The organism is Paraeggerthella hominis, from assembly GCF_021044775.1.
Classification (GTDB): Bacteria; Actinomycetota; Coriobacteriia; order Coriobacteriales; family Eggerthellaceae; genus Paraeggerthella; species Paraeggerthella hominis.
Genome location: NZ_JAJNOQ010000012.1, coordinates 1 through 24,996 on the forward strand (window position 1 = coordinate 1; position 24,996 = coordinate 24,996).

The window sequence follows — 24,996 nt, forward strand, 5'->3', positions numbered from 1 at the left end:
GATCATCGAGTTGTCGCAGCGGCCGATGATGACGCGCTTCAACGGATCCCAGTCGTTCCAAGAATTGACTATCTTCGCCATGACAGTCTCCTTTCTCCGGCAGCGCATCCTGCGTTGCCGCCAAGGTTTTCGGGTGGCATGTCCACCTCTGTGAAGATATTGTGATGGCCGCCGCGCGGCTGTTCAAAGGTCGTGGCGCGGTGGGTGTCGTGGGGGGTTTGCACAAGGCCCGCAGTATGTCCGTGTTGCGGAATCAAAGGGAATGCATGTAAACTAGACCGGACGATTGTGCAAGAATGTAACGTGCTGTCAGGCGTTTTTGTGGGGTATGTTTAATTCGGTGGACAGATTTCTTGCAGGGGACTGGGTAAGGGAACGTTCAAAGAGGAGGCTTTGCATGCTGCCGGATCTTGCGCATGGCCAGGATATTTTCGGGTCGCCGGAGTTGCGAACGAAAATGAAGATACTGCATGCTGTCGACAAGTCGCTCGATCGCATCACGATTGCCGAGATATGCGAGAATGCCGGCATCTCGCGCCAGACGTTCTACCGCCATTTCCAAAGCAAGTACGACATTCCCTGGTGGCACTCCATCTTCTGTCGACAGTTCTACCTGAACGAGATCGGGAGAACCGTCGACTGGAAAACGGGGTACTACCACCATCTACGCTTGATCGATCAGGAGCGCGATTTCTACCGCAAGTCGATCCAGTACAGCATCAACACGCCTTTCGGCCAGACGGTCATGCCCGAGAACCGCAAGACGGTTCTGCTGGAAACGCTTGAAAAGTACCGCCACGTTACCGTGAACGACAACATGCGCTTCATCGTGGAGATTTTCTCGAAGCTGGAGTGCGAGGTGCTCAACGATTGGTTCCGATCCGATGCGCCGACCGACCTGGTGCGCTGGACCGACGACCTGGTCAGCTTGGTGCCCGATCGCCTGTATCGCGCGTTGCGGGTGGAAGAGCCCGGGTCGTCTCAGTAGGAGGGGCTTCGCTCGGTTTGCGATGCGCTGTGGGACGCGGCGCGTGCGTTGGCGTGCGTTGCGCAGAGCCTCGAGGTGCGAAGAATCGGTTCGGCTTATCATGCATTTCTTGCGGGCGCTTTGCGAATCGCGAGCGATGTCGTACAATATTCGGGCACGTTTTCGCAACGGGCCAGTGTGGCGCAATGGTAGCGCAACAGTTTTGTAAACTGTGGGTTGCAGGTTCGAGTCCTGTCACTGGCTCCACGAAACACCAGGCCGGGCGCATGCAGCGCTCGGCTTTTTTGCTGGCTAGGGGCACGATACCCCGCAGCGCCCCGCGAATTCGGGTGCTTAAAACGAAAAGGCTCGTGTTCCCGAAGCCCCTTATAATTCCCTTAATTTTTCTTAACCTGCGGAAACGAAAGCTGACCTTTCGTCGTGCCGTTCCGCCTGCTTGGCTACCATGGGCTGGCAACGGAAAGATCGGGGGTCTGCGCAGCCGCCGGGGAAGGGGTCGAAGGTCATGGGCGAGGTATCGGCGGGCGGGCGGTCCGTGCTGGGGAGCCGCGGAATCTCAGGGGCGCTGTTCGCGATTTACGCAGTGGTGCTCGTGTGGGCGATCCTGTTCAAGATGCAGGTTTCGTTGGACGTGTTCGGCACGATGCGCAGCGTGAACGTGGTGCCCTTGGCGGGCGCGCTGGTTGTGAACGGCGAGCCTGATTATTCCGAAGTCGTGCAGAACCTAGTGGCCTTCGTTCCGTTCGGCCTGTACATGGGAATGCTGTTGGGAAAGCGACCGCTCGCGATCGGCTTGGCGTTTGCGGCGGCGACCAGCTTGGCGTTCGAGGTGTTGCAGTTTGCTTTTGCGGCGGGGGCGTCGGATGCGACCGACCTGATTGCCAACACGCTTGGCGCCGCGGTTGGTTTGGGATTGTACTCGGTGACGCGAAGAATCGCGGGGTCAGATGCCCGCGCGCGGCGCGTCTGCAATACGGTGGGCCTGTGCTGCACGCTTCTTGCCGTTGGCTTTATCGGCCTCGTGTTCATTGCCAATAGCTGATCTTCCTGCTACGTTTTTGCTCGTTGTCTCCCCCGAGGAGCGGTCGAGGTTGTATACTCCCCGAGAGAGTTTTATGCGCGTGCGCGCGCAGGCAAGGCATGCGGGGGAGGAGGGCCGATGAATCCGCTCTTTGGGCAAGCGATCGAATTCGTGGCCGATACCGTTCGGCTGTTTTATTCCGGCACGGCGATCGACGTCGTGCTCTCTCGCTTTACGGACGATTTTTCGTGGATAGGCGCAGGCGAGGTTGAGTTTTTCACGGACAAGGCCGCCATCGTGGCGTACTTCGTCGAACAGGCGCCGCTCACTCCCGCCTGCGTGGTTTCCGACGAGGAATTCTGCTTGGCAAGCACTACGAGCGAAACGTGCCTGGTCATGGGTCGTTATCGCGTTCGCACGGATGAGAGCACGGGCATGGTTCTCGAGGAGCACCAAAGGTGCAGCTATTATCTGGTCGAATCCGACGGACGGTTGCTCATCCGCCATGTGCATGTGTCCAATCCCTACCAGGCGATGAAAGACGAGTTGTACTTTCCGTTCGAGGCGGGCGCTCAAAGCTACGAGTACTTGCAGCGGCTGCTGCGCGAGAAGACTCAAACCCTTGAATTGGAACGGGAGCGGTATCGAATCGCGCTGCGCAGCGTGACGGACGTTCTGTTCGAGTACGACAACGTGCAAGATGTTTTGGTCGAATACGAGCGAATCTCCGGTTCGGGCGAAGAGCTGTCCAGCGAGGAGCGGCGCTTCCCCTGCTACTCGGATATGATCAAAAAGGGAACGCGCATGCGCACGGAAGATTACGCTCGGCTTTCCGAGGCGCTGCAGTCAGAGGATTCGGCTGTTATGGAGGTTCGCCACGTGGTGCCGATACACGGGGGCGAATGGCGATGGGTTCGCATACACGTCACGCTTCTTCGCGACCGGAACGGCAGCGTGGCGAAAACGGTGGGAAGCTGGAAAGACATTACCGACGAGCGTCGCTTGATCGACGATCTGGTGGACCAGGCGCGGCGCGACCCGCTTACGAAGCTGTTCAACCAGGGAACGGTATCGAGCTTGGTCGATCGGGCCTTGCCCGCTTGCCTGACGAACGGCTGCGGGGCGCTGCTCGTGTTCGACGTGGACGATTTCAAGCTGGTTAACGATACGTTCGGGCATCCGGTGGGAGACGACCTGCTTGTGCACGTCGCGCAGGCGATGGAGTCGACCCTGGAGGGCGAGGCACGGACGGCCGCGCGTGTGGGCGGCGACGAGTTCGTGGTGTTCCTGCCCGATGCCGATCGCTCCCGCGCTTGGGAGTTCGCGTGCGAACTGGGTCGAAAGGCGGAATGCCTGCAAGGCTTCGACGGCCCCGTGACGTTGAGCGCGGGATGCGCGCTTGCGGGGCTGGACGCCGATACGTACGAGGGGCTGTTCCGCGTTGCCGATCGCGCGCTGTACCGGGCTAAGCGCGCGGGCAAGAACCGCGTGCGCTTCGTCGACGTGTCCGACCGCTAGCGTTTCGGCAGCTGCGCGGCGATCGATTTCTCGAAATCGGACGCATTGTCGGGCGAGACGTTTATGGCTCGCACTGCGCGCGGCTTTCCAAGAAGGGTCCGCATGATGCGCGGTTCGTGCAGCACGATCCAACAGGGCCGCGCGCCCATGACGGCCATGTTCAGTCGCTCGCTCTTGGGAACGTCGGGTTCTTCCCGGCGGTCGATGCGCGCTATGGAAGCGAAGGGCACGCGCTCGCTGAAGTAGGCTCCCCAGCGCACCGTTACGGACGTGTCGTCCACCAGAAGAGGGTTGAGGACCACCGCCCTCGTATTCCCGATGAACCAGACAAGCGTGTAGGCGGTAAGCACGGTCAGCGCGATGGCGGCCGGTTCGCAATATTTCGCCACCAGCAAATGCGTGACCAGGGCCTCGATGGGAAGCAACGCCATGATCACTCCTGAAAGCGCCAGGTACCCGCTTTCCTTATGGCAGGAAAACGGACGGGCGCCGTTGGGCACGTCGGCCTTCGAGCGCCATGAGGCAAGCACGTAATACCAGATAGAGCATTCGAGCGCGCAGAGGCGCGATGTGGTCTCGTTGCGGCTGAGCTCGAAAAACGGCTTTTCGAACCATACTATCGGGCGGGTGGATTCTTTTCGCGCCGCGCGAAAAACGTGCAAGAAGCGGGCGATCTCGCGTACGAGGATGACCGCTTCCACGGCGAGCATCATCGGAAGCAGCACGGTCAGCAGGGAAAACGATCCGGGCTGCATGACCAGCATCGACACGACGAAGCCTGCGTATATGACGGGGATCGCGGCTACGGGCGATAGCTTGCGGGGCTTGATCACCAGCAAGTAGAAAGCTGCGGGCACGCACACCATCAGATCGAAAGGCACGGCGATGTTGGCAGCGAGGGTGCGTCCTTCGTTCGGAACGAACGCAAGGCAAACCGCGTCGATCGTGTAAAGGGCAAGGCATGCAAGCAGGCCCGCCGTCAGGGGTAGATTGCGGTTGCGACCAGATGAGGGCGGTAGCGTGAACGTTGCGTTCATGGATCCTCCGATCATGGGAGTCGTTTGGTCAAGGATAGCAGGCCGTTTCGGTTGCGAGGGGTTGACTGAAGCGGCTTGCGGTCAACAAGCCCTCGCTTGCGTCAAGCGGCGGTGTTCTCTCATACTGGGTTCAAGCCCGCGCATGCGCTTGGGCCGTGCAGCCGTCGCAACCTTCAGAAAGACCGACCATGAACGATATCAACATTGGAAACGTTATTGCACGAGAGCGTCGAGGACCGCGCTTCAGCGTGTCTCGAGCGGTTCGTCCTCCTTTTGGAAAGCATGGACGAGGATGCGACGCCGAAGCCGCCGTCCGATGTTCTTTTCGATCGGCTTTCCGGCGCGAGAGGGCAGGATCCGTCGACGCCGCGCATGGCTCAAGCCCTGTTCGGAAAAGCGGGGTTGAAGGGTCAGGTTCGAGACGGCGTCCTGCGCGACGGCGTGCTGGATGGCCTCGAGCGCTCGCCGCGTTTCTCGGGCTTGCTTGTCCGACTGAAAGCGCTATGATGCGTCGCGAAGGAGCGTGAGAGCATGGATGTCGAGGCAGTGGAGAAGACGTCGGCGCTGCGGGCGGAGGGTCTTTCGTTTCGCTATGCGCGAAGCGAGGTGTGGAGCGATGTGGCTTTTCGGATCAATCCTGGTCAGATTGCTTTTCTGACCGGCCCGAACGGGTCGGGGAAATCCACGCTGCTCAGATGCTTGGCGGGATGGAGCATGCCGAGCGAAGGGACGGTCGAGGTGTTCGGGCGGCCGTTCGACGGTTCGGATCGCGCTGTGCGTCGAGAGATCGCCTTCGTGCCCGACGTGCCGTCCTTTTACGACGATTTAACCGCCGCTGAGCATATTCGCTTCGTACTCGATGCGAACCGCGTGCCCGATGCCGCCGACGAGGCTCGGCGATTGCTGGACGGCCTGGGGCTCGCGGCGCATGCGGATCGGTTCCCTTCGTCGTATTCTCGCGGCATGCGATTGAAGCTGGCGCTCGTGCTGGCCTTCATGCGCAAGCCGCGTCTGCTGTTGCTGGACGAGCCGTACGGACCGCTTGACCGAGATGCGTCGCGACGGTTGAGCGCCTTGCTGTCGGCTGCTCGCGCTGACGGCGCGGCGGTGCTGGTCAGCTGCCACCACAACGTCCCCGATTTGAATCCCGACCTGCTGCTGCATCTTGAGGGCGAGCGGCTGTCGACGGTGCGCGACGTGCGGCCAGGCGATCTTTTCGACGGCTTCGAGCGAGGCTGATCGGCATGGGCGATGTGCGATTGCTTCTGCGGCTGCGCGTGCGGCACGCTCGCACGTTCCTGGTGCGGGCGCTGCATGCAACGGGTTCCGACCTTGTCGACGATCGCGGGTGGGGAGAGCGGAGCTACCAAGCGTACATCATAGGGTTCATAGGGATATGCTTGGCTATGATGTGGCTCTGGCTGCTCGATACGGTGCAGGAGGCATTCGTCGCATTGGGTCCTGACCTGGCCCTCGGCGTTCTTCTGTTTGCGTTCGCGGTGCCGGCGGTCGTGTTCGCGGTGAGCTCGTTTCGGGGGTTGCGCGCATCGTGGGTCAAGCTTTCCCATCCCGATATCGCCTACGTTGCCGCAAGCCCCATCGGGTCGACGGCGCTCGTCGGCGTATCCGCTGCAATAACGATGATCGCGGGAGGGGCTGTGGCGGCGCCTGCGGGCTATCTGCTTGCCGTTGGGGTGCGAGCGGCTTTGGGGTGGTTCGTCGACCCTTTGACGACGGCCCTGATCGCTTCGCTGTGGACGGCGGTTCCGCTTGCGGCAGGCAGGGTCGTGGGAACGGCGCGCCTCGCCTTGCCGCGCACGATTCGCCGTTGGAAGGCTGTCGCGATGCTCGCCCTTGCGTCGCTGGTCGCGGTTGTGGCGTATGGAGCGCTTGCGATTGCCTGGGTTCCCGTTGTGCTTGCGCAATCGAACGCCGTCGTGCAGGCGGTTGCTGCTGCCATAGGGCTGCTTGTCGCGGGGTTCTTGGCGTTGTTGCTGCTGGCGAAGCGGGTCGATAGGGTGCGCATGGTGGAGGAGAACGCCCTGTACGCCGATACGTGCTCGTTCGGGTTTTTCTCGCTGCTTGATTCTACGACGGTGGGGGATTACCGCCGTCGCTGCAAGTTGGCTCGGCGCGGTCCGTTTTTGCGGTTGCCGCAGGCTGCGGGTCCTGCTGCGCTCGTGGCGCGCGCGGCGCTTTCCCTGGTGCGCCAGTACGAGGGCCTGCCGGCGCTTTTGATGCTGGGGGCAGGGATAACGCCTTTCGGCGTGAGCGCGCTGCTCGGCGGGTACGGCGTTGCGGGGCCGGTATTCTGGTTGGCGATGCTGGTGGGCCTGGCATCGACGGCGCGCGAGGTCACGCATGCGTTTCGCGACGATATGCGCGTGCGGCTCGTGCGCGATCAGCTGCCCTACGGAACGCTCGCGTTGCTCGTGGGCGACTCCTTGCCGGCGTTTTGCTTGGTGACGGCAGTCTCGTGCGCGACCGTTCCGTTTACGTTGCCTGCGGGCGCGCCTGTTGCGCCGGCGTTGGTCCTGGCGGTTGCGCTGAACGCCGCCGTCGTGCTCAGCTTCGGGTTGGAAGCCGTGCGCCTGCGCTCGAGCAGCATGCGACCGTGGGGCGAAGGGGGCCTTGCGATCGTTGGGTCTTTGTGCGGCTTCGCCTCGCTTTTGGCCGAACCGTTGCTGGTGGTGGCTGCCGCCATCGTCGCCTGCGTGACGATGGCGCGCATGATTCGGCGCGGATCGGAATGCGTGCGTTAGCTTCGGCGCAGGTATCGCGCTGTTTCCGTTTCGGCTGACTTCAGCTTGGCGGGAGTTCCTTCGAACACGATGCACCCACCTTTGCGGCCTCCTTCCGGCCCCAGCTCGATGACCCAGTCGCTGCGCTCTATCACGTGCGCGTTATGCTCCACGATGATCGCGGTTCCGCCTGCGTCCACCAATCTGTCTACAAGGTTCAAGAAGTGCTCCACATCCTGGGGATGCAGACCTCGCGTAGGCTCGTCGAGCAGATACAGACTCGACTTCGACGAACCCGTTATCAGCTCCTTTGCAAGCTTCAAGCGCTGGGCTTCGCCTCCGGAAAGCGTTGCGAGGGTTTGTCCCAGCTGCACGTAGCCCAAGCCCACGTCTTCGAGCAAGCGAAGCGCGCGCGCCGATTTCGGAAGCGCTTCGAAGGCGCTTGACGCCTCGTCGACGGGGAGGGCCAACGCCTCGTCGATGGAAAGCCCGTTGTAGCGCACGTTGAGCACTTCTTCGGAGAATCGCCTGCCGTGGCATGTGGGGCAGGTTGTTTCGACGTCCAGGAAGAACAGCATGTTGCTGCTTACGCGCCCGAGCCCTTCGCAGCGCTCGCATCGCCCGCCCGGGGAGTTGAACGAGAAGCTGCGCGCTGTCAGCCCGGCGGCCTTCGCCTGCGCGGTGGCGGAGAAGGCTTTGCGGATGCCTTCGTAGACGCCTGCATACGTGGCCACGTTCGAGCGCTTCATGCGGGCAAGGGGCGTTTGGTCGACTTGGATTATCCGGTCGAAACGATCCAGGCCCGCAACGGCGTTTTGCGTGCCGGGACGGTCTCCTTGAGCTATCAGGTCGAACACGAGCGTCGACTTTCCCGACCCCGATGGCCCGCATACGGTGACCAGGCATTGCTCGGGTATTCGCACGTCAATGCCCTGCAGGTTGTGCACGCGGGCGTTGCGCACTTCCAGCGCCGTGCTTGCGAAGGGGCGAAACGTGGTTTTTCCCGGTCGAGGGGCTTTCAGCCAGGAACCCGTGACGGAAGCGCCGGAGCGCTCTATCTCCTCAACGGTTCCCTGTGCTACGACGCGCCCGCCGCGGCGTCCCGCGCCCGGTCCCATGTCCACGATGAAATCCGCTTCGCGCATCACGTCGGGGTCGTGCTCGATGACGAGCACCGTGTTGCCCTTGTCGCGGAGCTGTTTCAACGTTGCCGTCATGCCTGCGGTGTCTCGCGGATGCAGGCCCGCCGTCGGCTCGTCCATGATGTACACGACGTCGGTCAACTCCGAATCGAGCACGGCGGCCAGGCGCATGCGCTGCAGTTCGCCGCCCGAAAGCGTAACGGTTTGGCGGTCGAGCGAAAGGTAATCCAAGCCAAGCGATCGAAGACGGTTCAGTTTCGTTTCGATGTCGCGCAGGTAGTCCTCGACGAGCGGTCGATGCTCGCAAGAAAGCGCGTCCGCCAGGTCTGCGACCCAAGATTGCAGCTCGTCGAGCGTCGCGCTCGCCAATTCCGGCAGGCGCATGCCGTCGATATGCGCCTGCCTGCCGGCTGTTCCCAGCCGCTCTCCATTGCATGCGGGGCATTCCACGGAGGCGAAGTACGCTTGCGCAAGTTCGTCGCGCGCGGCGCCCTCTCGTTCGGCAAGACGGCGCATGAGCAGGGGTTCTACGCCTTCGAACCGGCCTGCGGCAACGGTTTTCGGCGGCTCGACGTTTGGAAGCGCCTGCGCGAGCGCGGGGCTTTCCGTGCCTTGCAGCAGGATTTCTCGCTGCAGGCTGTCGAACTGGGCGACGGGCAGGCTCTTTGCGTCGGGCAGACCGTAGTGGCGAAATGCGCGCTGCAGCGCATCGGCTTGGTAGGCTTGGTATCGATGGTTCCAGGCGTCGACCGCTCCGTCTTCCACCGACCGATCCTCGTGCAGGGCTCGGCTCCAGTCGATGGCGAGCGTCTTGCCGATTCCTTCGCATACGGGGCAGGCGCCTTCTTTCGTGTTGAACGAGAACTCGGTGCGCGTGATCTTGCGCATGCGGTGCCCGCATAGGCTGCAGCGCATGAACACCAAGAACTCGTCGCCGTCTCGTTCGGTTTCTTCCTGGCAATCGGCTGCGCAGATCTCTTCACCGCAGCATGGGCATGCGCGCACGTGCAGCTTTTCGAACACCATGCGCAGATCGGTGTAGATATCGGTTGCGGTGCCTACGGTGGAACGGGGATTTCTGTTGACGTCGGACTGCGTTACCAGAACGGCAGGGGAGGCCCCCGTTATGCGTTCGACGCGCGGCTTTCGAATGCCTTCCATTCCCATCGCTTCCAAATACTGGCGCTGGCATTCGTTGAACAGCACGTCTACGAGAAGCGTTGACTTTCCCGAACCGGAAAGTCCGGTGAACACCGTCAGGGCGCGCTTCGGAATGTCCAGGCAGACGTCGGCAAGCGTTCCTTCGGTGGCGTGGCTGACGGTGATGTTCGGCATGGTCTTCATTCGCTTTCCACGGTGCAGGTTTTCAGGGCGAGTTGGCGAAACGCGGCATACTCTTCGGCAAGCCGTTCGGGCTGAGCCTGCCTTGCGGGCTCGAGGGGTTCCCATAGGCGTATCGAGACGTCAAGGGAGCTCTTCGCCGTCCTTGCGTTCCATACCCCGATGATGCGGCCCTCGTCGAGCACGACGCCTGGATTGCCCACGGTTTTCCATGCGAGCCTTCGTCGCTGGGGATCGGGCAGGATGATTTCGCGATCTCGCAGGTCAAGATAGGGATCATGCGCCCCTAGCAACAACAGGCGTGCGGCGGGCCGTTCGGCTTGTCGCAGGTTGTCGATATCGAGAGCGTGGACGAAACGCTTCTTTCCGTCAACGGATACGGCGCAAAGCTCGTCTTCGATGGACGACCAGAGCCGTTTGGCTTGAGCCTTGGAGCTGCCGAGCCACGCGGCGAAGGAGCCGAGCGTGGTCGGTCCGTAGCAATGGAGGAACTTCCGAGCAAGCTGCTTCCCTGCAGCGAGGGAGGGCGCAGGCGCATCCCGCCGCCCCGTCCATGCTCGGTACGATGAGAACGAAGGGATGGACCCTTCGCGTCTGCCGAAGACGACGAGCGATTTGAACGAGCATGGGCGCAGCAGAAACGAAACGGCGGCCTGACCGACGGTCTGCTTGTCGGGATTGCCGTACATGGACGGATCGCGCCATGGACCGAGCGCGCCTTGCGGCAGGTCGGCCTCGATCGCGTCCGCAATTGCGCGGTCGAGGGAATCTTTGCCTTCGATCGTTCGGTCGTCGAGCAGTTTCGCGGCCTTTTCCACCAGAGGCAGCAGATCGCCGAACGACATGCCCACATGATCGAGCGCGCCCGATGCGCCGCGCGTGTAGATCCAAGGCTCCTCGTCGGGCTCGGCGACGAGCGCTGTTAGGAACGCGTCGCGTTCGTCTGCGGGGAACACGACGGGCGCCCCGCGAAAGCTCCATGCCTGTACCAGGGTTTTCCGCTCGTACAGCTGCTCGCGCAGGTGGGTCAGGGTGCACCCTTCTACGCGGTTGAACAGCGCGGTTTCCCACGCTCCGGGCGGCGTGTTCTGCAGTCCGCAGGCTCCGGCAGCTTGCAGCAGCTGATCGATGGAAACTTTCCGATCCAGGTGATGGGCGCGCAGTCGGTACGATCGTACGCGCGCGTTGTCGATGGCGTCGATGGCTCCGTCCTCCTTCGGTGGCCGTGCGCTGAAACGGTGTTCGGCGGGATCTATTCTCTCATAGTGGTCACGTCGCCGTACACGGTGACGGCTTGAGCGTTGCCGATGGGCGTGAGCGCAAGGCTTGTTCCGTACGAAGCGACGATGCTTTCGGTCGCCGTCTCGAACGGCGCGCTTGCGTAATGGGGCAAGGGATAGAAGTCGATGACGTTCAACGCTTCGAAGTCGGGTAGATCGGGCGCCTCTTCGCGGTTGTCCATAGCTTGGGCGTACTCGATATTCGGCGATAGGATCATCGACCCTGCCGATTCCCCGATGTAGAGTTTGCCTGACTCTATCTGTGCGGCTATCATCTTGTCGGCTCCGGTTCGCCGCATCTCCTGAAGCAGGAAAAACGCGTTTCCTCCCGAAACGTAGATGCAATCGCTGTTTTCGAGCGCAGCCGCCGCTTCCGAAGCGGTAGCCGTTGAAAGCTCCAGCTCGCTGATGACGAGGCCGCGCTTCGCCAGGGCTGCCCTTCCTGCCTCTACGTAGAAATCGACGCTTTCGTGCAGCGCTGCCGTGGGGATGAACGCGACGCGCTTGCCTTGCAGGTCTTCGGCCGCGAAGTCATCGAAGATGTGCGCAACGTCCTCGAACGAGGAGGACAAGAAAAGACGTTTCATAAGCTCCCTTTCTTTCGGTGCGCGAAGCGGGCGGGGCGGCGGCTCCTAGGCTTTGCGCGGCTGACGATCAACGACGATGCCGACATGCTGGTTTCGATTTCCGTCGAACGGGCGCGGTCTCGGAGTCGGCTGCCTTCCGAGGGGTTTTCACGCTTTGTTCGATTGACTTTTGAAGCCTATCATGCGAACATTAGTTCGTATAATACGACGAGAGGTGCAAAAGAGTCAAGGGGGCGTCGAGAACCATTGGAGCGCATTGTTCTGCACAGCGACATGAATTCCTTCTACGCCAGCGTGGAGCAGGCGCAGCGGCCCGAGCTGCGCGGCAGGCCCGTGGTGGTTGCGGGCAAGGAGGAATTGCGGCACGGCATCGTGCTCACGAAGAGCGAAGAGGCGAAGGCGTACGGCATCAGGACGGCCGAGACGTTGTGGCAGGCGCGCAAGAAATGCCCGGACCTCGTCGTGCTTCCTCCGCGCTACAAGCTGTATCGAGCGTATTCGGAAATGGCGCGCGCCGTGTACAATCAGTACACCGACTTGGTCGAACCGTTTGGCTTAGATGAAAGCTGGCTCGATATCACCGGTTCGATGCGACGGCGCGGATGGGATGCGTACGAGGTCGCCCAGGAGATCGGCAGCCGTATGAAAGAGGAGCTGGGCGTGACGGTGTCGATTGGGGTGAGCTGGAACAAAGTGTTCGCGAAATTCGGCAGCGACTACAGAAAGCCCGATGCGATCACCGTTATCGACCGCGCGAACTACCGTGACGTGGTGTGGACGGCGCCCGTTCGCTCGCTTTTGTACGTGGGGCCGGCAACCGAGCGCAAGCTGCACGGTTCGGGCATCCTCACCATAGGGGACTTGGCCCACGCGTCCGATGCTTATTTGCAGCGGCGGTTCGGCAAGATCGGGTTCATGCTGCGCACGTATGCGCGCGGTGAAGACGATACTCCCGTCAAGCCGTACGATCCGGACCGGCGCGACGTCGATCGCACGGTCAAGAGCTACGGCAACGGGCTGACCGCGCCGCACGATATCGTATGCGAGCGGGAAGCGAAGGCTCTCATCTGGCTGCTGTCGGAGTCGGTGGCGCAACGTTTGCGCGAAGACGGCGTGCGCGCGAGAACGGTGAGCATCGGCGTTCGCAGCGGCCTTGATCTGTCCGGTTACGGGCGGCAGGCGAAGCTGCGCCGTCCCACGGCGGCCACGCTCGAGATCGCGCAGGCGGCCTGGGGACTGCTGCGAGCCAACGAAGCGCTCGATGAAGGGCATCCGGTGCGCGCGCTGCATGTGCGCGCCTCCGACCTCTCGTCGATGCGCGAGCCCGTGCAGCTCTCGTTCGTCGACGACGGGCGTGCGCATCTGGAGGATCTTGATTTCGCGATTGACGACTTGCGGCGTCGCTACGGCAACACGTGCGTTGTGCGCGGGGCGGAGTTGGCCGACGAGACGCTTGCCGGCACCGACATCAAAGACGAGAACACCGTGCATCCCGTCGGCGTACTGCATCGTTAGAGAACGTCATGATGCAGACGACAATGCGGAAGGCGCCGCCGCGCGATGGGCGCGGCAGACGAAAACGCTACGTGGAAGTGGTCGCCCGTCATTTTGAGGACGGCAAGCTGGCTCCTTTGACCATCGCGTGGGACGACGGGCGCGTGTTCGCGATCGATCGCGTGCTGGACGTGCGTCAAGCCGCGTCCCTCAAAGTGGGCGGCATGGGCACGCGTTTCATCGTGCGCATCGGCTCACGAACCACCTGCCTGTTTTTCGAGGGGCCTCGCTGGTTCGTGGAGGAGATCGTGCCGGAAGAGGCGTCTTCTGCGCGCGAGGAAGATGGATGCGCGTGCGGGACGGATGCCTGGGACGTCTGGGGAGCTTGAGGTGTTCGCGGCGGACCGCCGCACGCTTTTTGCGGATTCGGGTAGAATGCGCGGTGCGAGAAAGGGTTTCTATGGATGAGCGACTGAGCATAGCAGTGCCGGAAGAGCGATCGGACGACGTGATTTCCGCGCTTGCGTCGATATGGGAGGCTTCGGTTCGTGCGACGCACGACTTCCTGACGGAGGAAGACGTTGCAGCCCTTCGCCCCGAAGTGCGTTCAGGGCTTGCGGGAGTGGAGGTTCTTGAAGTCGCCTGCTTGGACGGTGAGCCGTGCGGCTTCTCGGGTGTGCAGGGCGGCAAGCTGGAGATGCTGTTCGTGGCGCCCCCGGCGCGCGGCCGCGGTGTGGGAAAGGTGCTTCTTGCGCGCGCGGTCGAGCTGCACGGAGCGACGCGGCTCGACGTGAACGAGCAGAATCCCCAGGCCGTCGGCTTCTACCGGCACGAGGGTTTCACGGTGTCCGAGCGCTCTGCCGTAGACGATGCGGGTCGCCCGTTCCCGCTGCTTCGCATGAGCCTCGACTAAGCGTTGCCGAGAGCCGTCTGCCGCGATCGTTCGCCGGTTGGGGTGCCGTCTTGAGCGGGCGGGGCGGACGGGAGGGCGGCATCTCGTCCACGCCGGGCTCAGCCCGGCGGCGGCCGGCGGCGGTCCGCTTCCTTTTCGTCTTGTGCTTTCGGGTTGCATGAGCGGAGCCGCTGCGGGCGTCAGGTAGAATGAACGTGATCGGAAGGAGACTGTATGCCCGAAACCGCGCAGCGCCTGCGTTCCGCCAACCCCGGTATCCCCGGTGAGCTTGTCGACGTTGCCAGCTTGTCTTCGTGGATTGAAGATGCAGACGGCGATCTGCAGATTTCTCACGTGCGTGTAACAGGGGACGGTTCGGTCGGGGAAGACTTCGAGTTGTTCGATCTTTCGGGGTCGCGCGTCGAGGGATGCTCCTACGTAGGGTGCGATTTCGCGCGTTCCGCGTTTGCCGACGTGGCGTTTTCGAACTGCGATTTCTCCAACAGCTCGTTTTCGGAAGCGAATTTCACGCGCTGCACGTTCGCTTCGTGCAAGTTCACCGGAGCGGACCTGTCCGAATCCGTGCTCGCGCGAGTCGAGCTGCGCGACTGCACGTTCGCTTACGCATCGTTTGCGAAGGCTCGGCTGGCCGATTTCCTCGCGGTTTCGACGGACTTCTCGCAATCCGACTTCTCCGAGGTGCGCCAGAAGCGAGCTTCGTTCGACGATGCGCGCTTTACGGGGACGAGCTTCTTCCGAGCGAATCTGGACGGCGTCGACTTCTCAACGTGCCAGCTGTCGGACATCGTGCTGTCGGACGCCATGGGCGAACTGCGCGGATGCGCGATGGACCTGTTCCAGGCGGCGGGCATTGCCCGGCGCCTTGGCGTGAACGTCAAGGACTAGGGGCGTCGTGATGGGCGAGGAACGGATCGGATTGACCGCGGAGGACGTGGCTCGGCGCGTTGCCGAGGGAGCGGTCAACGTTGACGCCGGCGTGAAAACGCGTTCCGTCAAGCAGATCGTCGCGGAGAACGTTTGCACGCTGTTCAACCTCATCAACGTGGTGTTGGCGCTGTTCGTGCTGATCACGGGTTCGTACAAGAACATGCTGTTCATGGGCGTCATCGTGTGCAACACCCTGATCGGCATCGTGCAGGAGATCCGGTCGAAGAAGACCACCGACGCCTTGTCTATCGTAGCCAGCTCGAAGGCCACGGTCCTGAGGGACGGCGTTCGGGTGGAGCTTCCGCTCGATCAGCTGGTACGCGACGACGTCATAGAGCTGGGCCGCGGCGATCAGGTTCCCGCGGACGCCGTGGTGGCGTCCGGTTCGTGCGATGCGAACGAGAGCCTTCTGACCGGCGAGAGCAAGCTTATCAAGAAGACGACGGGCGACGAGCTTATGAGCGGGTCGTTCGTGAACGCCGGCGTCGTGTGGGCGCGCGTGGTGCACGTGGGAGCGGAGAACTACGCCGCGAAGATCAGCGCCGAGGCAAAGCAGCGCAAAGCCGTGAACTCCGAGATCATGAACAGCTTGAACGGCATCATCAAGTTCGTGAGCTTCGTCATCTTCCCGCTGGGAGCGCTCCTGTTCGCGCGCGAGCACCTTATGTCGGGGACCGAGTTCGACAGCGCCGTCCTGTCCACCGTGTCGGCGCTGGTGGGCATGATCCCCGAAGGCCTCATACTGCTCACGTCCACGGTCTTGGCCGTGGCGGTGGTGCGCCTGTCCAAGAGCCGCGTGCTGGTTCAGCAGCTGTACTGCATCGAGACGCTTGCCCGCGTGGATACGCTGTGCCTGGACAAGACGGGCACCATCACGACGGGGAAGATGGAGGTCGTGGCCGTGGAGTGCGTTCCCGGTGCCGACAAGGCCGAAGTGGATGCGGCGTTCGCTTCCCTTGCGCGCGCCGACGAGGATCCGAACGACACAGCGCTGGCCGTTCTGGACCATTACGCGAAATCCACCGTGAAGTCCTACGCCTCGGTGCGCTCGGTGCCGTTTTCTTCCGACAAGAAATGGTCGGGGGCCACGTTCGCTAACGGTTGCTCGTACGTGATGGGCGCGGGCCAGTTTGTCTTAGGCGATGCGTTTTCCCAGGTGGAGGCGCAGCAGAATGCGCTTGCGAGCGATGCGCGCGTCCTCTTGCTGGCGCGCGTCGACGGCTTCGACGACGACGGCGCCATCTTGGGATCGCCTGTCGCGATCGGCTTCGTGGCCATCCACGACCAGATTCGCGCCACGGCGGCGCAGACCATCGGCTACTTCAAGGAGCAGGGCGTCGACCTCAAGGTGATATCCGGCGACGATCCGCGCACGGTTTCGGGCATCGCGCGCAAGGTCGGCGTTCCGCGTGCGGAAGAGTATGTGGACGCCGCCTCGCTGACCGACGACGCCTCCATAGCCGCCGCCATCGAGCGCTACAGCGTGTTCGGCCGGGTGAAGCCGGAGCAGAAGAAGACGTTCGTGCTGGCCTTGCAGGAGCGCGGCCACGTTGTGGCCATGACCGGGGACGGCGTGAACGATACGCTTGCGCTCAAGCAATCGGATTGCAGCGTGGCCATGGCCTCCGGGTCGGATGCTGCGCGCAACGTGGCGCAGCTGGTGCTGGTGGACAACGATTTCGCCGCCATGCCGAAAGTGGTGGCGGAGGGGCGGCGCTCCATCAACAACCTGCAGAGGTCCGCCTCGCTGTTCTTGGTGAAGACGCTGCTGTCCATGACGCTTGCGGTGCTGTTCATCCTGCTGCCGTGGCAGTATCCGTTCCAGCCTATCCAGATGACGCTCATCAGCGCGTTCACTATCGGCATCCCATCGTTCGTGCTGGCGCTCGAGCCGAACAAGGACCGCATCAGGGGCCGCTTTCTTGAAAACGTGATCGTGCGGTCGGTGCCGAGCGCCGTGTGCGCGGTGCTTTCGGTTCTGGCTGCGAACGTTGCGGGGTACGGGCTTTTGCATATCGGCTACGCGCAGGTTTCCACCCTGTGCGTGCTCTTGACCGCCTGGGTGGGCATGCTGCTCATCGTGAAGCTGTCCGTGCCGTTCACCCCGCTGCGCGCGGCGCTGCTGGCGGTCGTGGTGGGCGGCACGATACTGGGCGCCACGCTGTTTTCCGGCCTGTTCGGGATCGAGCCGTTCACGTTCGAGATGGCCGTGCTGTTCGCGGTCATCGCCGCTTCGGCTACCGCGTTGTTCCGCGTGCTGTACGCCGTGATGGACGTGTGGCACGCGAAGCGGCTGGCGGAAACGGTGTAGGCGCTTTTGCGGCGATGCGCTATCGCCAGCCGCGGCCTCGCGTGCGCATGGATCGGGAGAACGCCGCTGCGCTGCGGGCCGTCGTTTTGGGCACGAACCGATTCTCGAGCGCGGTCACCGCCTCGGAATTGTCGTAGCTCTCCAGGGCGGTCGCCGGAATCTTCTTGCCGAGCAGCTTCTCGATTTCCAGGAGCTCGGGCTTCGCTTCGGGGCTTACGAACGAGATGGCGCAACCGGTTTTGCCGGCGCGTCCCGTGCGTCCGATGCGGTGCACGTAGTCTTCGGGCGATTCGGGCAGGTCGTAGTTGACCACGTAGGCGATGCTCGATACGTCGATGCCGCGAGCCAGGACGTCGGTGGCCACGAGCACGTCGACCGTGCCCTTGCTGAATGCGTCGAGCGCTCGCTTGCGCTGCGCCTGCGTTTTGTCCGAGTGGATGGAGTCTGCGCGATAGCCTGCCCTGACCAGCTGGTTCATGCAGATTTCCGCGCGGGTCTTCGTTCCGGTGAACACGATGACGCGCTTGCTGCCGCGTTCCTCGAGCAGGGCAAGGAGCAGCGCGGGCTTCTGCATCTGCCCGATCGGGATGATGAACTGGTCGATGGTCTCCGCCGTTTCGCCCTTGTGGGCTATCTCCACGAACGCAGGATCGCGAAGCATTTGCGCGACGTTGTCCATAATGCGCCGGTCGAGCGTGGCCGAGAAGAGCAGCGTTTGCCGGCGGGCCGGCGTGGCGGCGACGATTTTTTTCATGGTCGGCCAAAATCCCATGTCGAGCATGCGGTCGGCCTCGTCGAGCACGAGCACCTCCACGTCGTCGAGCTTGACGACGCCTCGCTCCATGAGGTCGTGGAGCCTGCCCGGCGTGGCCACGAGAACGTCCACGCCGCGCTCGAGCTTGCCGAGCTGCTTTTTGTACGGAACGCCTCCTACGACGGTGACCATGCGCCGTCCCGATCCCTTCGCAAGCTCGACGCAGGCGGCGTCAATCTGCTGGGCGAGCTCGCGCGTCGGGCTGACCACGAGTCCGCGCGGACGTCCGGGGCGCTTGGCGCGGCCGATGCGCTCGATCATGGGCAGCGCGAACGCCGCGGTCTTGCCGGTGCCGGTGGTCGCCGCCGCAACGACGTCGCGGCCTTCCAGGGCAAGGGGTATGGCCTGCTCCTGCACTTCGGTGGGCGTGGCGAACCCCATCTTGCGAACAGCTGCCAGCGTGGTCTCGGACAGGCCGAGGTCTTGAAACGTTGCGCTCAAACCGCATCTCCAAACCGTACGGAGCACGCGCGACGGCGCGGTGCTCGGTGTTGCTTGCGGGTCATCCGGCATCGGATTCCGCTCGTGAGGATCTATGATACTGCATTCTTGGATGCGAGGCGAAGGGCAGGGCAGGGCAGGGCGGTGCGCCCTTCGCCTCATCCTTCGCCTTGCTGGCTGCGATGGCGTTCGCGCTTGGCCGCGTACATGGCTTCGTCGGCGCGTTCCATGAACGACCGGCGCGTATCGTCTGCTCGCAGGTAGGCGATACCGTAGCTCACGGTGATGGCAAACGGCAGGGAGCCGTTTTCGAAGCGATGCCGTCCGGCTTCTTCGATCGTGGCTTCGAGAAGCTCCAGATCCTCGGGACCGAGGCCGTGGGGAGCGCAGAGCAGGAACTCGTCGCCCCCGAAACGGCCGGCCCACCCGTCCTCGAACGAACGAGCGACCTTCTTGAGCTGCTGGGCAAGGTAGAGCAGCACGTCGTCTCCGGTGCTGTGCCCGTGGTTGTCGTTGATCTCCTTGAACAGGTCCACGTCGATGGCCACGAGGGCTGCGGGACGGCCGTCTTCGGCCAGCTGAGCTTCGGCTTGACCTGTCAGCGTCTCCAGCTCGCTGTGGATGAACGTCTTGTTGTACAGCATGGTGAACGCGTCTCGCACGGCCAGCGTGTTGAACCGGTCGATCATGCTGGTGATCTCTATGTTCTCATGGGCTATCTCGTCGGTCACCATGAGGCTGCTCGTCACGTCTTTCACCAGCTCGAGCGCGTAAGGCCGCCCCGCGATCACCGTGGGAAGGCTGCTTATCAGCAGCACGCGGCCGTCGAGCTGCTCCATCTTGATGACCTGTTCCTGCTTGTCCAGGCAGGCTTGCGACGTGCAGTTTTCGCAAGGTCTTTTGCGACCCCAGATACGGTAGCACAGGTCCCCGCTGCATACGGGGACGTCGCTTTCGCCGCGCGCGGAGTACGAGTGGACGAGGTTCGTCTTCGTATCCACCAGGCGGTAGCTGTCGAACAGCGCGACGTCCACGGCGTAGCCGCGTAGATCCGTATGCAGGTCCGAGTAGGGGTACATGGTCGGTTACAGAGTCGCGAAGTTCCAGGAGCTCATGTACTTGATCTGCTCTTCGGTCAGCGTGTCGATCTCGATGCCGAGCGTTTCCAGCTTGACGCGAGCGACGCCGTCGTCGATGCTCGCGGGCACGTCGTAGACCTTGCTCTCAAGCTCGCCAGCGTGCAGGTACAGGTACTCGGCGGCCAGCGCTTGGTTGGCGAAGCTCATGTCCATGACCGACGCGGGGTGGCCTTCCGCGCATGCAAGGTTCACCAGGCGTCCCTGCGCCAGCACGATCACCGTGCGTCCGTCCGCCAGCGTGTATTCCTCGACCAGCGGCTTGATCTCCTCTTTCTTGACCGCGTGCTGCTCGAGCCATTCCAGGTTGATCTCGGAGTCGAAGTGGCCGGAGTTGCATACGATGGCGCCGTCCTTCATGTTCTCGAACGCGGGGCCGTCGACCACCTTGCAGTTGCCCGTGACCGTCACCCATACGTCGGCGAAGCGCGCGGCGTCTTCGGCCTTCATGACCTGGTAGCCCTCCATGTGGGCTTCGAGGGCCTTGAGCGGATCGATTTCGCACACGATGACGTTCATGCCCATGCCGCGGGCGCGCAGGGCAAGGCCGCTGCCGCAGTAGCCGTAGCCCGAGATCACGATGGTGCGCCCGCACAGCAGGCGGTTCGTGGCGCGGACGATGCCGTCGAGGGTGGACTGGCCGGTGCCGTAGTGGTTGTCGAAGCAGTGCTTCGTGTTGGCGTCGTTGATGTTGAACACGGGGTAGGCGAGCGTGCCTTCGGCCGCCATGGACATGAGGCGAACGACGCCCGTGGTGGTTTCCTCGGTGCCGCCTATGACGTGCTGCAGCTTGTCGGTGAACGTGGTGTGCAGCGCGGTGTCGAGGTCCGCGCCGTCGTCCATGATGATCTGCGGGTTGATGGCGATGACCGCTTCAAGGTGCTTCTCGTAGGTTTCCATGTCCTCGCCGGCCACGGCGTGCACGCTCACGCCGAAGTCGCGCACAAGCGAAGCGGCGGTGTCGTCTTGCGTGGACAGCGGATTGGAGGCGCACAGCGCGACGTGCGCGCCGGAAGCCACGAGCGCGCGCATGAGGTTGGCCGTTTCGGTGGTCACGTGCATGCACGCGCCGATGCGCACGCCTTCCAAAGGCTTTTCGCGCTCGAAACGCTCGCGGATAGATGCCAGCACGGGCATGTCGCGATCGGCCCATTCGATGCGCGCCAACCCGTCGTCCGCCAGTGCGATGTCTTTGATGTCGTGATTCAAGGATTTGCCTCCCGATGCTCGTGCGATGGTTCGTTTGATTGCGTGGGTAAGCGTATCACACGCTGCAGGGGAAGGGGCCCTTGAAGCGCGTTTCATAAAACGGACGAACCGCACGCTGCGGGTGCGTTTGTGAAGTTCGTATGCAGAACCTGTGTGAAGACCGGTGATTTATTGAGTCGAAACCGAAAGAAACGGTAACGAACGGACTCAGTGCTGCCCCAAAGGGCTTTGCAGTCGCTATACTTTCAAAAGTTTGCTGTGTGCCCTTTGGGCCGCATTTGGCGTGCGCTTCCACTGGGGGGAGCCGAATAAGGAGCTAAGGTGCTAGACCAGTTTTTTTCGCAGATCTCGTTCGTCGACGTGTTCAACTTCTGCGTGTTCATCACGTTCACGATCTGCTACACGTATCAGCTGTACTACGTGTTCGTCGTGCTTACGCGCAAGCCCAAGGAGCTGACGGCCAAAAAGAACCACAAGTTCGCAGCCGTCATTTCGGCGCGCAACGAAAGCGCGGTCATCGGCGACCTCATCCATTCGATCAAGGTGCAGAACTATCCGTCCGAGCTCATCGACGTGTTCGTTATCGCCGACAACTGCACGGACAACACCGCTCAGGTAGCGCGCGAGGCCGGCGCCATCGTGTTCCCGCGCACCAACGACAAGGAAGTGGGGAAGGGCTACGCGCTCGATTACGGCTTCCAGGTTATTCGCGAGCAATACGCCGACCGCGGTTACGAAGCGTACTTCGTGTTCGATGCGGACAACGTTCTTGACGTGAACTACTTCCGCGAGATGAACAAGACCTTCGACAACGGCGCGAAGGCGTCCACCAGCTACCGCAACTCGAAGAACTACGATTCGAACTGGATTTCCGCCGGCTACGCCGTATGGTTTTTGCGCGAAGCGAAGTTCCTGAACCAGGCGCGCCTCACGCTCAACACGAGCTGCGCCGTGTCGGGCACGGGCTTCTTCATCGCCGCCGACGTGATCGAGCGCCATGGCGGTTGGAAGTGGCACCTGCTGACCGAGGACATCGAGTTCTCCGCGAACAGCATTCTGGAGGGGCAGCGCATCAGCTATTGCCCCACGGCTATTCTCTATGACGAGCAGCCCACGACGTTTCGCGATTCCTGGAACCAGCGTTTCCGCTGGGCGAAGGGTTTTTATCAGGTGTTCTGGCATTACGGCGCGCGCTTGGCGAAGGGCATCGTCGCCAACCCCAAGGGGTCGCGCTTCGCGTGCTACGACATGCTCATGACCATTGCGCCCGGCATGCTTTTGACCATCGTTTCGGTGACGTTCAACGCGATCATCATCGTTTTGTCCACGATGGGGCTTATGTCCACGGGCATCATGGTGGCTTCGTCGCTGTCCTCGATCTTCTTCTGCCTGATGAACTACCTGGTGTTCATGTTCATGTTCGGCGTGCTGACCACGTTCGTGGAGTGGGACTCCATCCGGTCGACTACGGGCAAGAAGGTCCTCTATATGTTCACCTTCCCGTTGTTCATGCTCACCTACATTCCCATTGCTTTGGTGGCCCTGGTGAAGAAGTGCAAGTGGAAGCCCATTCAGCACAGCATCTCGGTGGACGTGACCGAGTTCTCCGACGCTGCGGCGGCGCAGAAGCGCGAGCGCTCCCTGTAGCCTGCAGCATCGGCAACCAGCTCCAAGGAGCAAGCGCCGGGCTCGCGGCCCCTTACCAGACGCGCGCGAAGGTGAGGCATCGGACATGCGAGGCGCCCGCTTCGCGCACGGCATCGGCGGCGGAGAACAGCGTGGCCCCGGTGGTGCATACGTCGTCTACCACCAGCGCCGCAGTTGGAACGCTTGCGCCGGGCAAGGGACGAAGCCTTCCATCCATGTTCTCGAGGCGCCCGCGTCGCGCGAGCGTTCTCTGATCCCGGCTGCGGGGGCGCGCTAGCACGGGAGCGACGCTCAAGGACAGCTGCGCTGCCACTTCGCGCGCCAAGTCGTCGCCGTGGTCGAAGCCTCGCCTTCGACGCGCCGCCGACGTTGCGGGGACGCCGACCACCATGGGATTCTCGGCCAGCCACGCGGGAGGGACCGTTCGCGCCATGATCAGGGCCATGGTGCGCGCGAGACGCCGCTCCCCGGCGTCTTTCCAGGTTCGCACGATGCGCGCGGCGGCGTCGTCGTAGGCGACGGCGCTGACGCAGCCGTCGTGCGCGGGCTCTGCTCTTCCGAGCGCGCTCAACGTCACCGCGTTGCATTCGGTGCATTGCGCAAACCCGTACGGCGCGCCGCATCGAGGGCAGGCGCGCCACCAGTCTATGTAGGAAAGGTTCAGCCGGCAGCGATCGCAAAGGACTTCTCCCGGCTTGTCGCACACTGCGCAGCGCGTAGGCCAGAGCGTTTCCGCAAGAGCCTCGGCCGCGCCGCGTCCGTACGCGGCTGCGACGTGCAGGACCCGCTCCTGCATGCCAGCCGTCCGCTTCGCAAGGCGCTGCGCCTCGGGCGCGTTGCCTGCGCCGTACAGGGGCGTCTCTGCTGCGTTCCATGTCATCATGGTCGGATCGTACCATGTGCTCTCTAGCGCGAATCTGCACGTTTCCGCACGTGTTTCCAGTCTCTTTCCAACGTGGATCCAGCGCAAACCCAGCGAAAACCTAGCGCAGATCCAGCAGGTGCTTTGCGCCGATCCAGCACGGGGGGCGCGGGAGGCCCCGTGCCTTTCTTGAAACTGCAACCGCGTCGAATCGTGCGCAACGGTTTCCCGCAGATTCTGCGGGCGTGCTTCCGGCTCAATTCATCATCTGATACACTAGCGGATGCTTCTTTCGAGTCTGTAGTTGCGGGTGAAAACCTCAGTCCACGGCAGATGCGGTCGAAAGGACCCACGTAAGCCGCGTGCGCAGCGCGCGACGATCATGGCGTATCCTAGAGGTAAGACGCACCGCCCGTCTATACGCGGCATACCGTCGCGGCGGGCGAGAGGACAATGGCGCAAGCTCGGTTCCAGTGCGCGAGTGTGGGGGCAAAGACTAGGTCAGTCGGAAGAAGCTATCATGAGAGATGCAGTGGATGGAGGCTCTTCGGTTATGAAGCGTTTGAAAACGCTTGCGACGCGCGGTTTCGTCGTCGCTTGCATGGCGGCCCTGGTCGCCTGTATGACGGGCTGCACATCGCAGCAAACCTATACGCCGCCCGAGGCAACGCCGAAGCTCTCGTCTCCGACGATCGCTAAAGAAGGCGTGCTGCGCGTGGGCGTGAACACCAGCAACGTCCCGCTTGCGGGCACGCCCCAGAATTCCACGAAGATCGTCGGCATAGCCGTGGACGTGGCGGCCGCTTTGGCCGACAGCCTTGGCCTGAAGCTTGAGGTCGTAGACGTGGGAACCGATCCGGAAGGCGCTTTGACCGAGGGCAAGGTCGACGTGGTCATGGACGTCGATAAGTCCGACACCGGCAATTCCTTCTGGACTTCGGATGCGTACCTGCCTACCGCGGTGGCCCTGTTCTCCGCTCCTTCCAACACAGCGGTTCCTACCAACGATTCCCAGCCGAAAATCGCGGCTCAGGTGTCCTCTAAGAGCGCGTGGGCGGTTACGAACGAGTTCGATCAGGGAACCATCACCACGACCGAGGATCTGAAGAGCGCGTTCGCCGCTCTTGCGTCCGGCCAGGTGCAGTACGTTGCGGCCGACGCCATCATCGGCACGTACGCGGCGCATAACGCGGGCGACGACGTGAAGATCGTGGCGCTCATGCAGCAGCCGAGCGGGTACGCGGCGGGCGTGCTCGATGGGAACTCCGATTTGAAGCAGGCGATTTCCGACGCGCTGGCCACGCTTGAAGGCAGCGGCGTGATTTCGGTTATCGAAAAGAAGTGGCTGGGCTCTGCGCTCGACCTGTCCAGCATTCCGCTGACTGCCGGCGCCGAGGCGTCCTCTTCCAGCAAGACGAATGGAACCACGCCGGCGTCTTCGTCCACGACGAACGTTTCGACGGGCCAGGCGGGTTCGAACGCCGTGTCGCCTTCGAATGCGAGCGCGTAGCGTTTCGCCTTGCACTGAGTACGGCCTGAACCGCCTGGAGCTTCGAAGTTCCAGGCGATTTTTTTGTCATTGGCCAA

General features: G+C 62.6%; 21 protein-coding genes and 1 tRNA gene. 14 read left to right on the forward strand and 8 right to left on the reverse strand.

Features of this window, described 5'->3' with window-relative positions:
* Positions 1-397 precede the first annotated feature (397 nt).
* The 4 genes from LQE90_RS11040 (at position 398) to LQE90_RS11055 (ending at position 3,527) form a co-directional block, all read left to right on the forward strand.
* A complete protein-coding gene (locus LQE90_RS11040; RefSeq protein ID WP_114567474.1) occupies positions 398-988 on the forward strand; it encodes a TetR family transcriptional regulator in 591 nt (196 codons plus the stop codon).
* Between the two features lie 171 nt (positions 989-1,159).
* Positions 1,160-1,234 (forward strand) — tRNA-Thr (locus LQE90_RS11045).
* Between the two features lie 259 nt (positions 1,235-1,493).
* Positions 1,494-2,030, forward strand: coding sequence for a VanZ family protein (locus LQE90_RS11050; protein ID WP_216529854.1), 537 nt, complete (start codon positions 1,494-1,496; stop codon positions 2,028-2,030).
* Between the two features lie 117 nt (positions 2,031-2,147).
* Positions 2,148-3,527 carry a sensor domain-containing diguanylate cyclase gene (locus LQE90_RS11055; protein WP_216529855.1) on the forward strand — a complete coding sequence of 460 codons (1,380 nt, stop codon included), beginning with the start codon at positions 2,148-2,150 and terminating at the stop codon, positions 3,525-3,527.
* On the opposite strand, the gene LQE90_RS11060 is transcribed toward LQE90_RS11055, so the two are convergent.
* Entirely contained in the window at positions 3,524-4,564 is a 1,041-nt protein-coding gene (locus tag LQE90_RS11060; protein WP_231088306.1) for a hypothetical protein, read from the reverse strand. The two genes, LQE90_RS11055 and LQE90_RS11060, sit on opposite strands and share 4 nt — an antisense overlap.
* Before the next feature lie 204 nt (positions 4,565-4,768).
* Here LQE90_RS11060 and LQE90_RS11065 point away from each other — a divergent pair, with 204 nt between their 5' ends.
* Genes LQE90_RS11065 through LQE90_RS11075 form a run of 3 tightly spaced genes read left to right on the forward strand, consistent with a single transcriptional unit; the run spans position 4,769 to position 7,326 of the window.
* Entirely contained in the window at positions 4,769-5,071 is a 303-nt protein-coding gene (locus LQE90_RS11065) for a hypothetical protein (protein ID WP_216529857.1), read from the forward strand.
* Positions 5,072-5,095: 24 nt separating this feature from the next.
* Positions 5,096-5,803, forward strand: a complete 708-nt coding sequence (locus LQE90_RS11070; protein ID WP_216529858.1) for an ABC transporter ATP-binding protein — start codon at positions 5,096-5,098, stop codon at positions 5,801-5,803.
* A gap of 5 nt (positions 5,804-5,808) precedes the next feature.
* Positions 5,809-7,326 carry a hypothetical protein gene (locus LQE90_RS11075; RefSeq protein ID WP_216529859.1) on the forward strand — a complete coding sequence of 506 codons (1,518 nt, stop codon included), beginning with the start codon at positions 5,809-5,811 and terminating at the stop codon, positions 7,324-7,326.
* On the opposite strand, the gene LQE90_RS11080 is transcribed toward LQE90_RS11075, so the two are convergent.
* From LQE90_RS11080 to LQE90_RS11090, 3 genes are read right to left on the reverse strand one after another with little or no spacing between them, the layout of a single operon-like run.
* On the reverse strand, positions 7,323-9,791 hold the full coding sequence (locus LQE90_RS11080; RefSeq protein WP_231088307.1) for an ATP-binding cassette domain-containing protein: 2,469 nt from the start codon (positions 9,789-9,791) through the stop codon (positions 7,323-7,325). The two genes, LQE90_RS11075 and LQE90_RS11080, sit on opposite strands and share 4 nt — an antisense overlap.
* The gene (locus tag LQE90_RS11085) at positions 9,788-11,044 is read right to left on the reverse strand and encodes a winged helix DNA-binding domain-containing protein (RefSeq protein ID WP_231088315.1); all 1,257 of its coding nucleotides are present in this window, start codon (positions 11,042-11,044) and stop codon (positions 9,788-9,790) included. The genes LQE90_RS11080 and LQE90_RS11085 overlap by 4 nt, the downstream gene beginning before the upstream one ends.
* On the reverse strand, positions 11,041-11,655 hold the full coding sequence (locus LQE90_RS11090; RefSeq protein WP_216529861.1) for a Type 1 glutamine amidotransferase-like domain-containing protein: 615 nt from the start codon (positions 11,653-11,655) through the stop codon (positions 11,041-11,043). Before LQE90_RS11090 ends, LQE90_RS11085 begins: the two co-directional genes overlap by 4 nt.
* Before the next feature lie 246 nt (positions 11,656-11,901).
* Between LQE90_RS11090 and LQE90_RS11095 the strand changes: the two genes are divergently transcribed.
* The 5 genes from LQE90_RS11095 to LQE90_RS11115 all read left to right on the forward strand — a co-directional run bounded on the left by LQE90_RS11095 (position 11,902) and on the right by LQE90_RS11115 (position 17,300).
* Positions 11,902-13,170 (forward strand): Y-family DNA polymerase, encoded by a 1,269-nt coding sequence (locus LQE90_RS11095; protein ID WP_231088308.1) that lies wholly within the window; start codon positions 11,902-11,904, stop codon positions 13,168-13,170.
* An 8-nt stretch (positions 13,171-13,178) separates the two neighbouring features.
* Entirely contained in the window at positions 13,179-13,538 is a 360-nt protein-coding gene (locus LQE90_RS11100) for a hypothetical protein (RefSeq protein WP_369412414.1), read from the forward strand.
* A 71-nt stretch (positions 13,539-13,609) separates the two neighbouring features.
* Complete coding sequence (locus tag LQE90_RS11105) at positions 13,610-14,062, forward strand: GNAT family N-acetyltransferase (RefSeq protein ID WP_231088309.1); 453 nt, start codon at positions 13,610-13,612, stop codon at positions 14,060-14,062.
* Positions 14,063-14,275: 213 nt separating this feature from the next.
* Positions 14,276-14,947, forward strand: coding sequence for a pentapeptide repeat-containing protein (locus LQE90_RS11110; protein WP_216529863.1), 672 nt, complete (start codon positions 14,276-14,278; stop codon positions 14,945-14,947).
* A gap of 10 nt (positions 14,948-14,957) precedes the next feature.
* A complete protein-coding gene (locus tag LQE90_RS11115; RefSeq protein WP_216529887.1) occupies positions 14,958-17,300 on the forward strand; it encodes an HAD-IC family P-type ATPase in 2,343 nt (780 codons plus the stop codon).
* Between the two features lie 19 nt (positions 17,301-17,319).
* On the opposite strand, the gene LQE90_RS11120 is transcribed toward LQE90_RS11115, so the two are convergent.
* From LQE90_RS11120 to ahcY, 3 genes are all read right to left on the reverse strand, one after another.
* The gene (locus LQE90_RS11120) at positions 17,320-18,555 is read right to left on the reverse strand and encodes a DEAD/DEAH box helicase (RefSeq protein WP_439651866.1); all 1,236 of its coding nucleotides are present in this window, start codon (positions 18,553-18,555) and stop codon (positions 17,320-17,322) included.
* A 158-nt stretch (positions 18,556-18,713) separates the two neighbouring features.
* A complete protein-coding gene (locus LQE90_RS11125) occupies positions 18,714-19,634 on the reverse strand; it encodes a GGDEF domain-containing protein (RefSeq protein ID WP_216529865.1) in 921 nt (306 codons plus the stop codon).
* Between the two features lie 6 nt (positions 19,635-19,640).
* Complete coding sequence (gene ahcY, locus LQE90_RS11130) at positions 19,641-20,900, reverse strand: adenosylhomocysteinase (protein WP_216529866.1); 1,260 nt, start codon at positions 20,898-20,900, stop codon at positions 19,641-19,643.
* Between the two features lie 321 nt (positions 20,901-21,221).
* Between ahcY and LQE90_RS11135 the strand changes: the two genes are divergently transcribed.
* Entirely contained in the window at positions 21,222-22,547 is a 1,326-nt protein-coding gene (locus tag LQE90_RS11135; RefSeq protein WP_114567460.1) for a glycosyltransferase family 2 protein, read from the forward strand.
* A gap of 52 nt (positions 22,548-22,599) precedes the next feature.
* Here LQE90_RS11135 and LQE90_RS11140 read toward each other — a convergent pair whose 3' ends face one another.
* Positions 22,600-23,430, reverse strand: coding sequence for a ComF family protein (locus LQE90_RS11140; protein ID WP_225749366.1), 831 nt, complete (start codon positions 23,428-23,430; stop codon positions 22,600-22,602).
* Positions 23,431-23,929: 499 nt separating this feature from the next.
* Here LQE90_RS11140 and LQE90_RS11145 point away from each other — a divergent pair, with 499 nt between their 5' ends.
* Positions 23,930-24,919: a substrate-binding periplasmic protein gene (locus LQE90_RS11145; protein WP_231088310.1), complete on the forward strand. Its 990-nt coding sequence runs from the start codon at positions 23,930-23,932 to the stop codon at positions 24,917-24,919.
* Positions 24,920-24,996 lie beyond the last annotated feature (77 nt).

Bases quoted from the DNA above. Each gene is read 5' to 3' on its own strand.
- LQE90_RS11060 (WP_231088306.1), bottom strand. From the start codon at position 4,564: ATGAACGCAACGTTCACGCTACCGCCCTCATCTGGTCGCAACCGCAAT.
- LQE90_RS11100 (WP_369412414.1), top strand. From the start codon at position 13,179: ATGATGCAGACGACAATGCGGAAGGCGCCGCCGCGCGATGGGCGCGGC.
- LQE90_RS11140 (WP_225749366.1), bottom strand. From the start codon at position 23,430: ATGATGACATGGAACGCAGCAGAGACGCCCCTGTACGGCGCAGGCAAC.
- LQE90_RS11050 (WP_216529854.1), top strand. From the start codon at position 1,494: ATGGGCGAGGTATCGGCGGGCGGGCGGTCCGTGCTGGGGAGCCGCGGA.
- LQE90_RS11090 (WP_216529861.1), bottom strand. From the start codon at position 11,655: ATGAAACGTCTTTTCTTGTCCTCCTCGTTCGAGGACGTTGCGCACATC.
- LQE90_RS11075 (WP_216529859.1), top strand. From the start codon at position 5,809: ATGGGCGATGTGCGATTGCTTCTGCGGCTGCGCGTGCGGCACGCTCGC.
- LQE90_RS11145 (WP_231088310.1), top strand. From the start codon at position 23,930: ATGAGAGATGCAGTGGATGGAGGCTCTTCGGTTATGAAGCGTTTGAAA.
- LQE90_RS11115 (WP_216529887.1), top strand. From the start codon at position 14,958: ATGGGCGAGGAACGGATCGGATTGACCGCGGAGGACGTGGCTCGGCGC.
- LQE90_RS11080 (WP_231088307.1), bottom strand. From the start codon at position 9,791: ATGAAGACCATGCCGAACATCACCGTCAGCCACGCCACCGAAGGAACG.
- LQE90_RS11040 (WP_114567474.1), top strand. From the start codon at position 398: ATGCTGCCGGATCTTGCGCATGGCCAGGATATTTTCGGGTCGCCGGAG.
- LQE90_RS11055 (WP_216529855.1), top strand. From the start codon at position 2,148: ATGAATCCGCTCTTTGGGCAAGCGATCGAATTCGTGGCCGATACCGTT.
- LQE90_RS11070 (WP_216529858.1), top strand. From the start codon at position 5,096: ATGGATGTCGAGGCAGTGGAGAAGACGTCGGCGCTGCGGGCGGAGGGT.
- LQE90_RS11125 (WP_216529865.1), bottom strand. From the start codon at position 19,634: ATGTACCCCTACTCGGACCTGCATACGGATCTACGCGGCTACGCCGTG.
- LQE90_RS11110 (WP_216529863.1), top strand. From the start codon at position 14,276: ATGCCCGAAACCGCGCAGCGCCTGCGTTCCGCCAACCCCGGTATCCCC.
- LQE90_RS11105 (WP_231088309.1), top strand. From the start codon at position 13,610: ATGGATGAGCGACTGAGCATAGCAGTGCCGGAAGAGCGATCGGACGAC.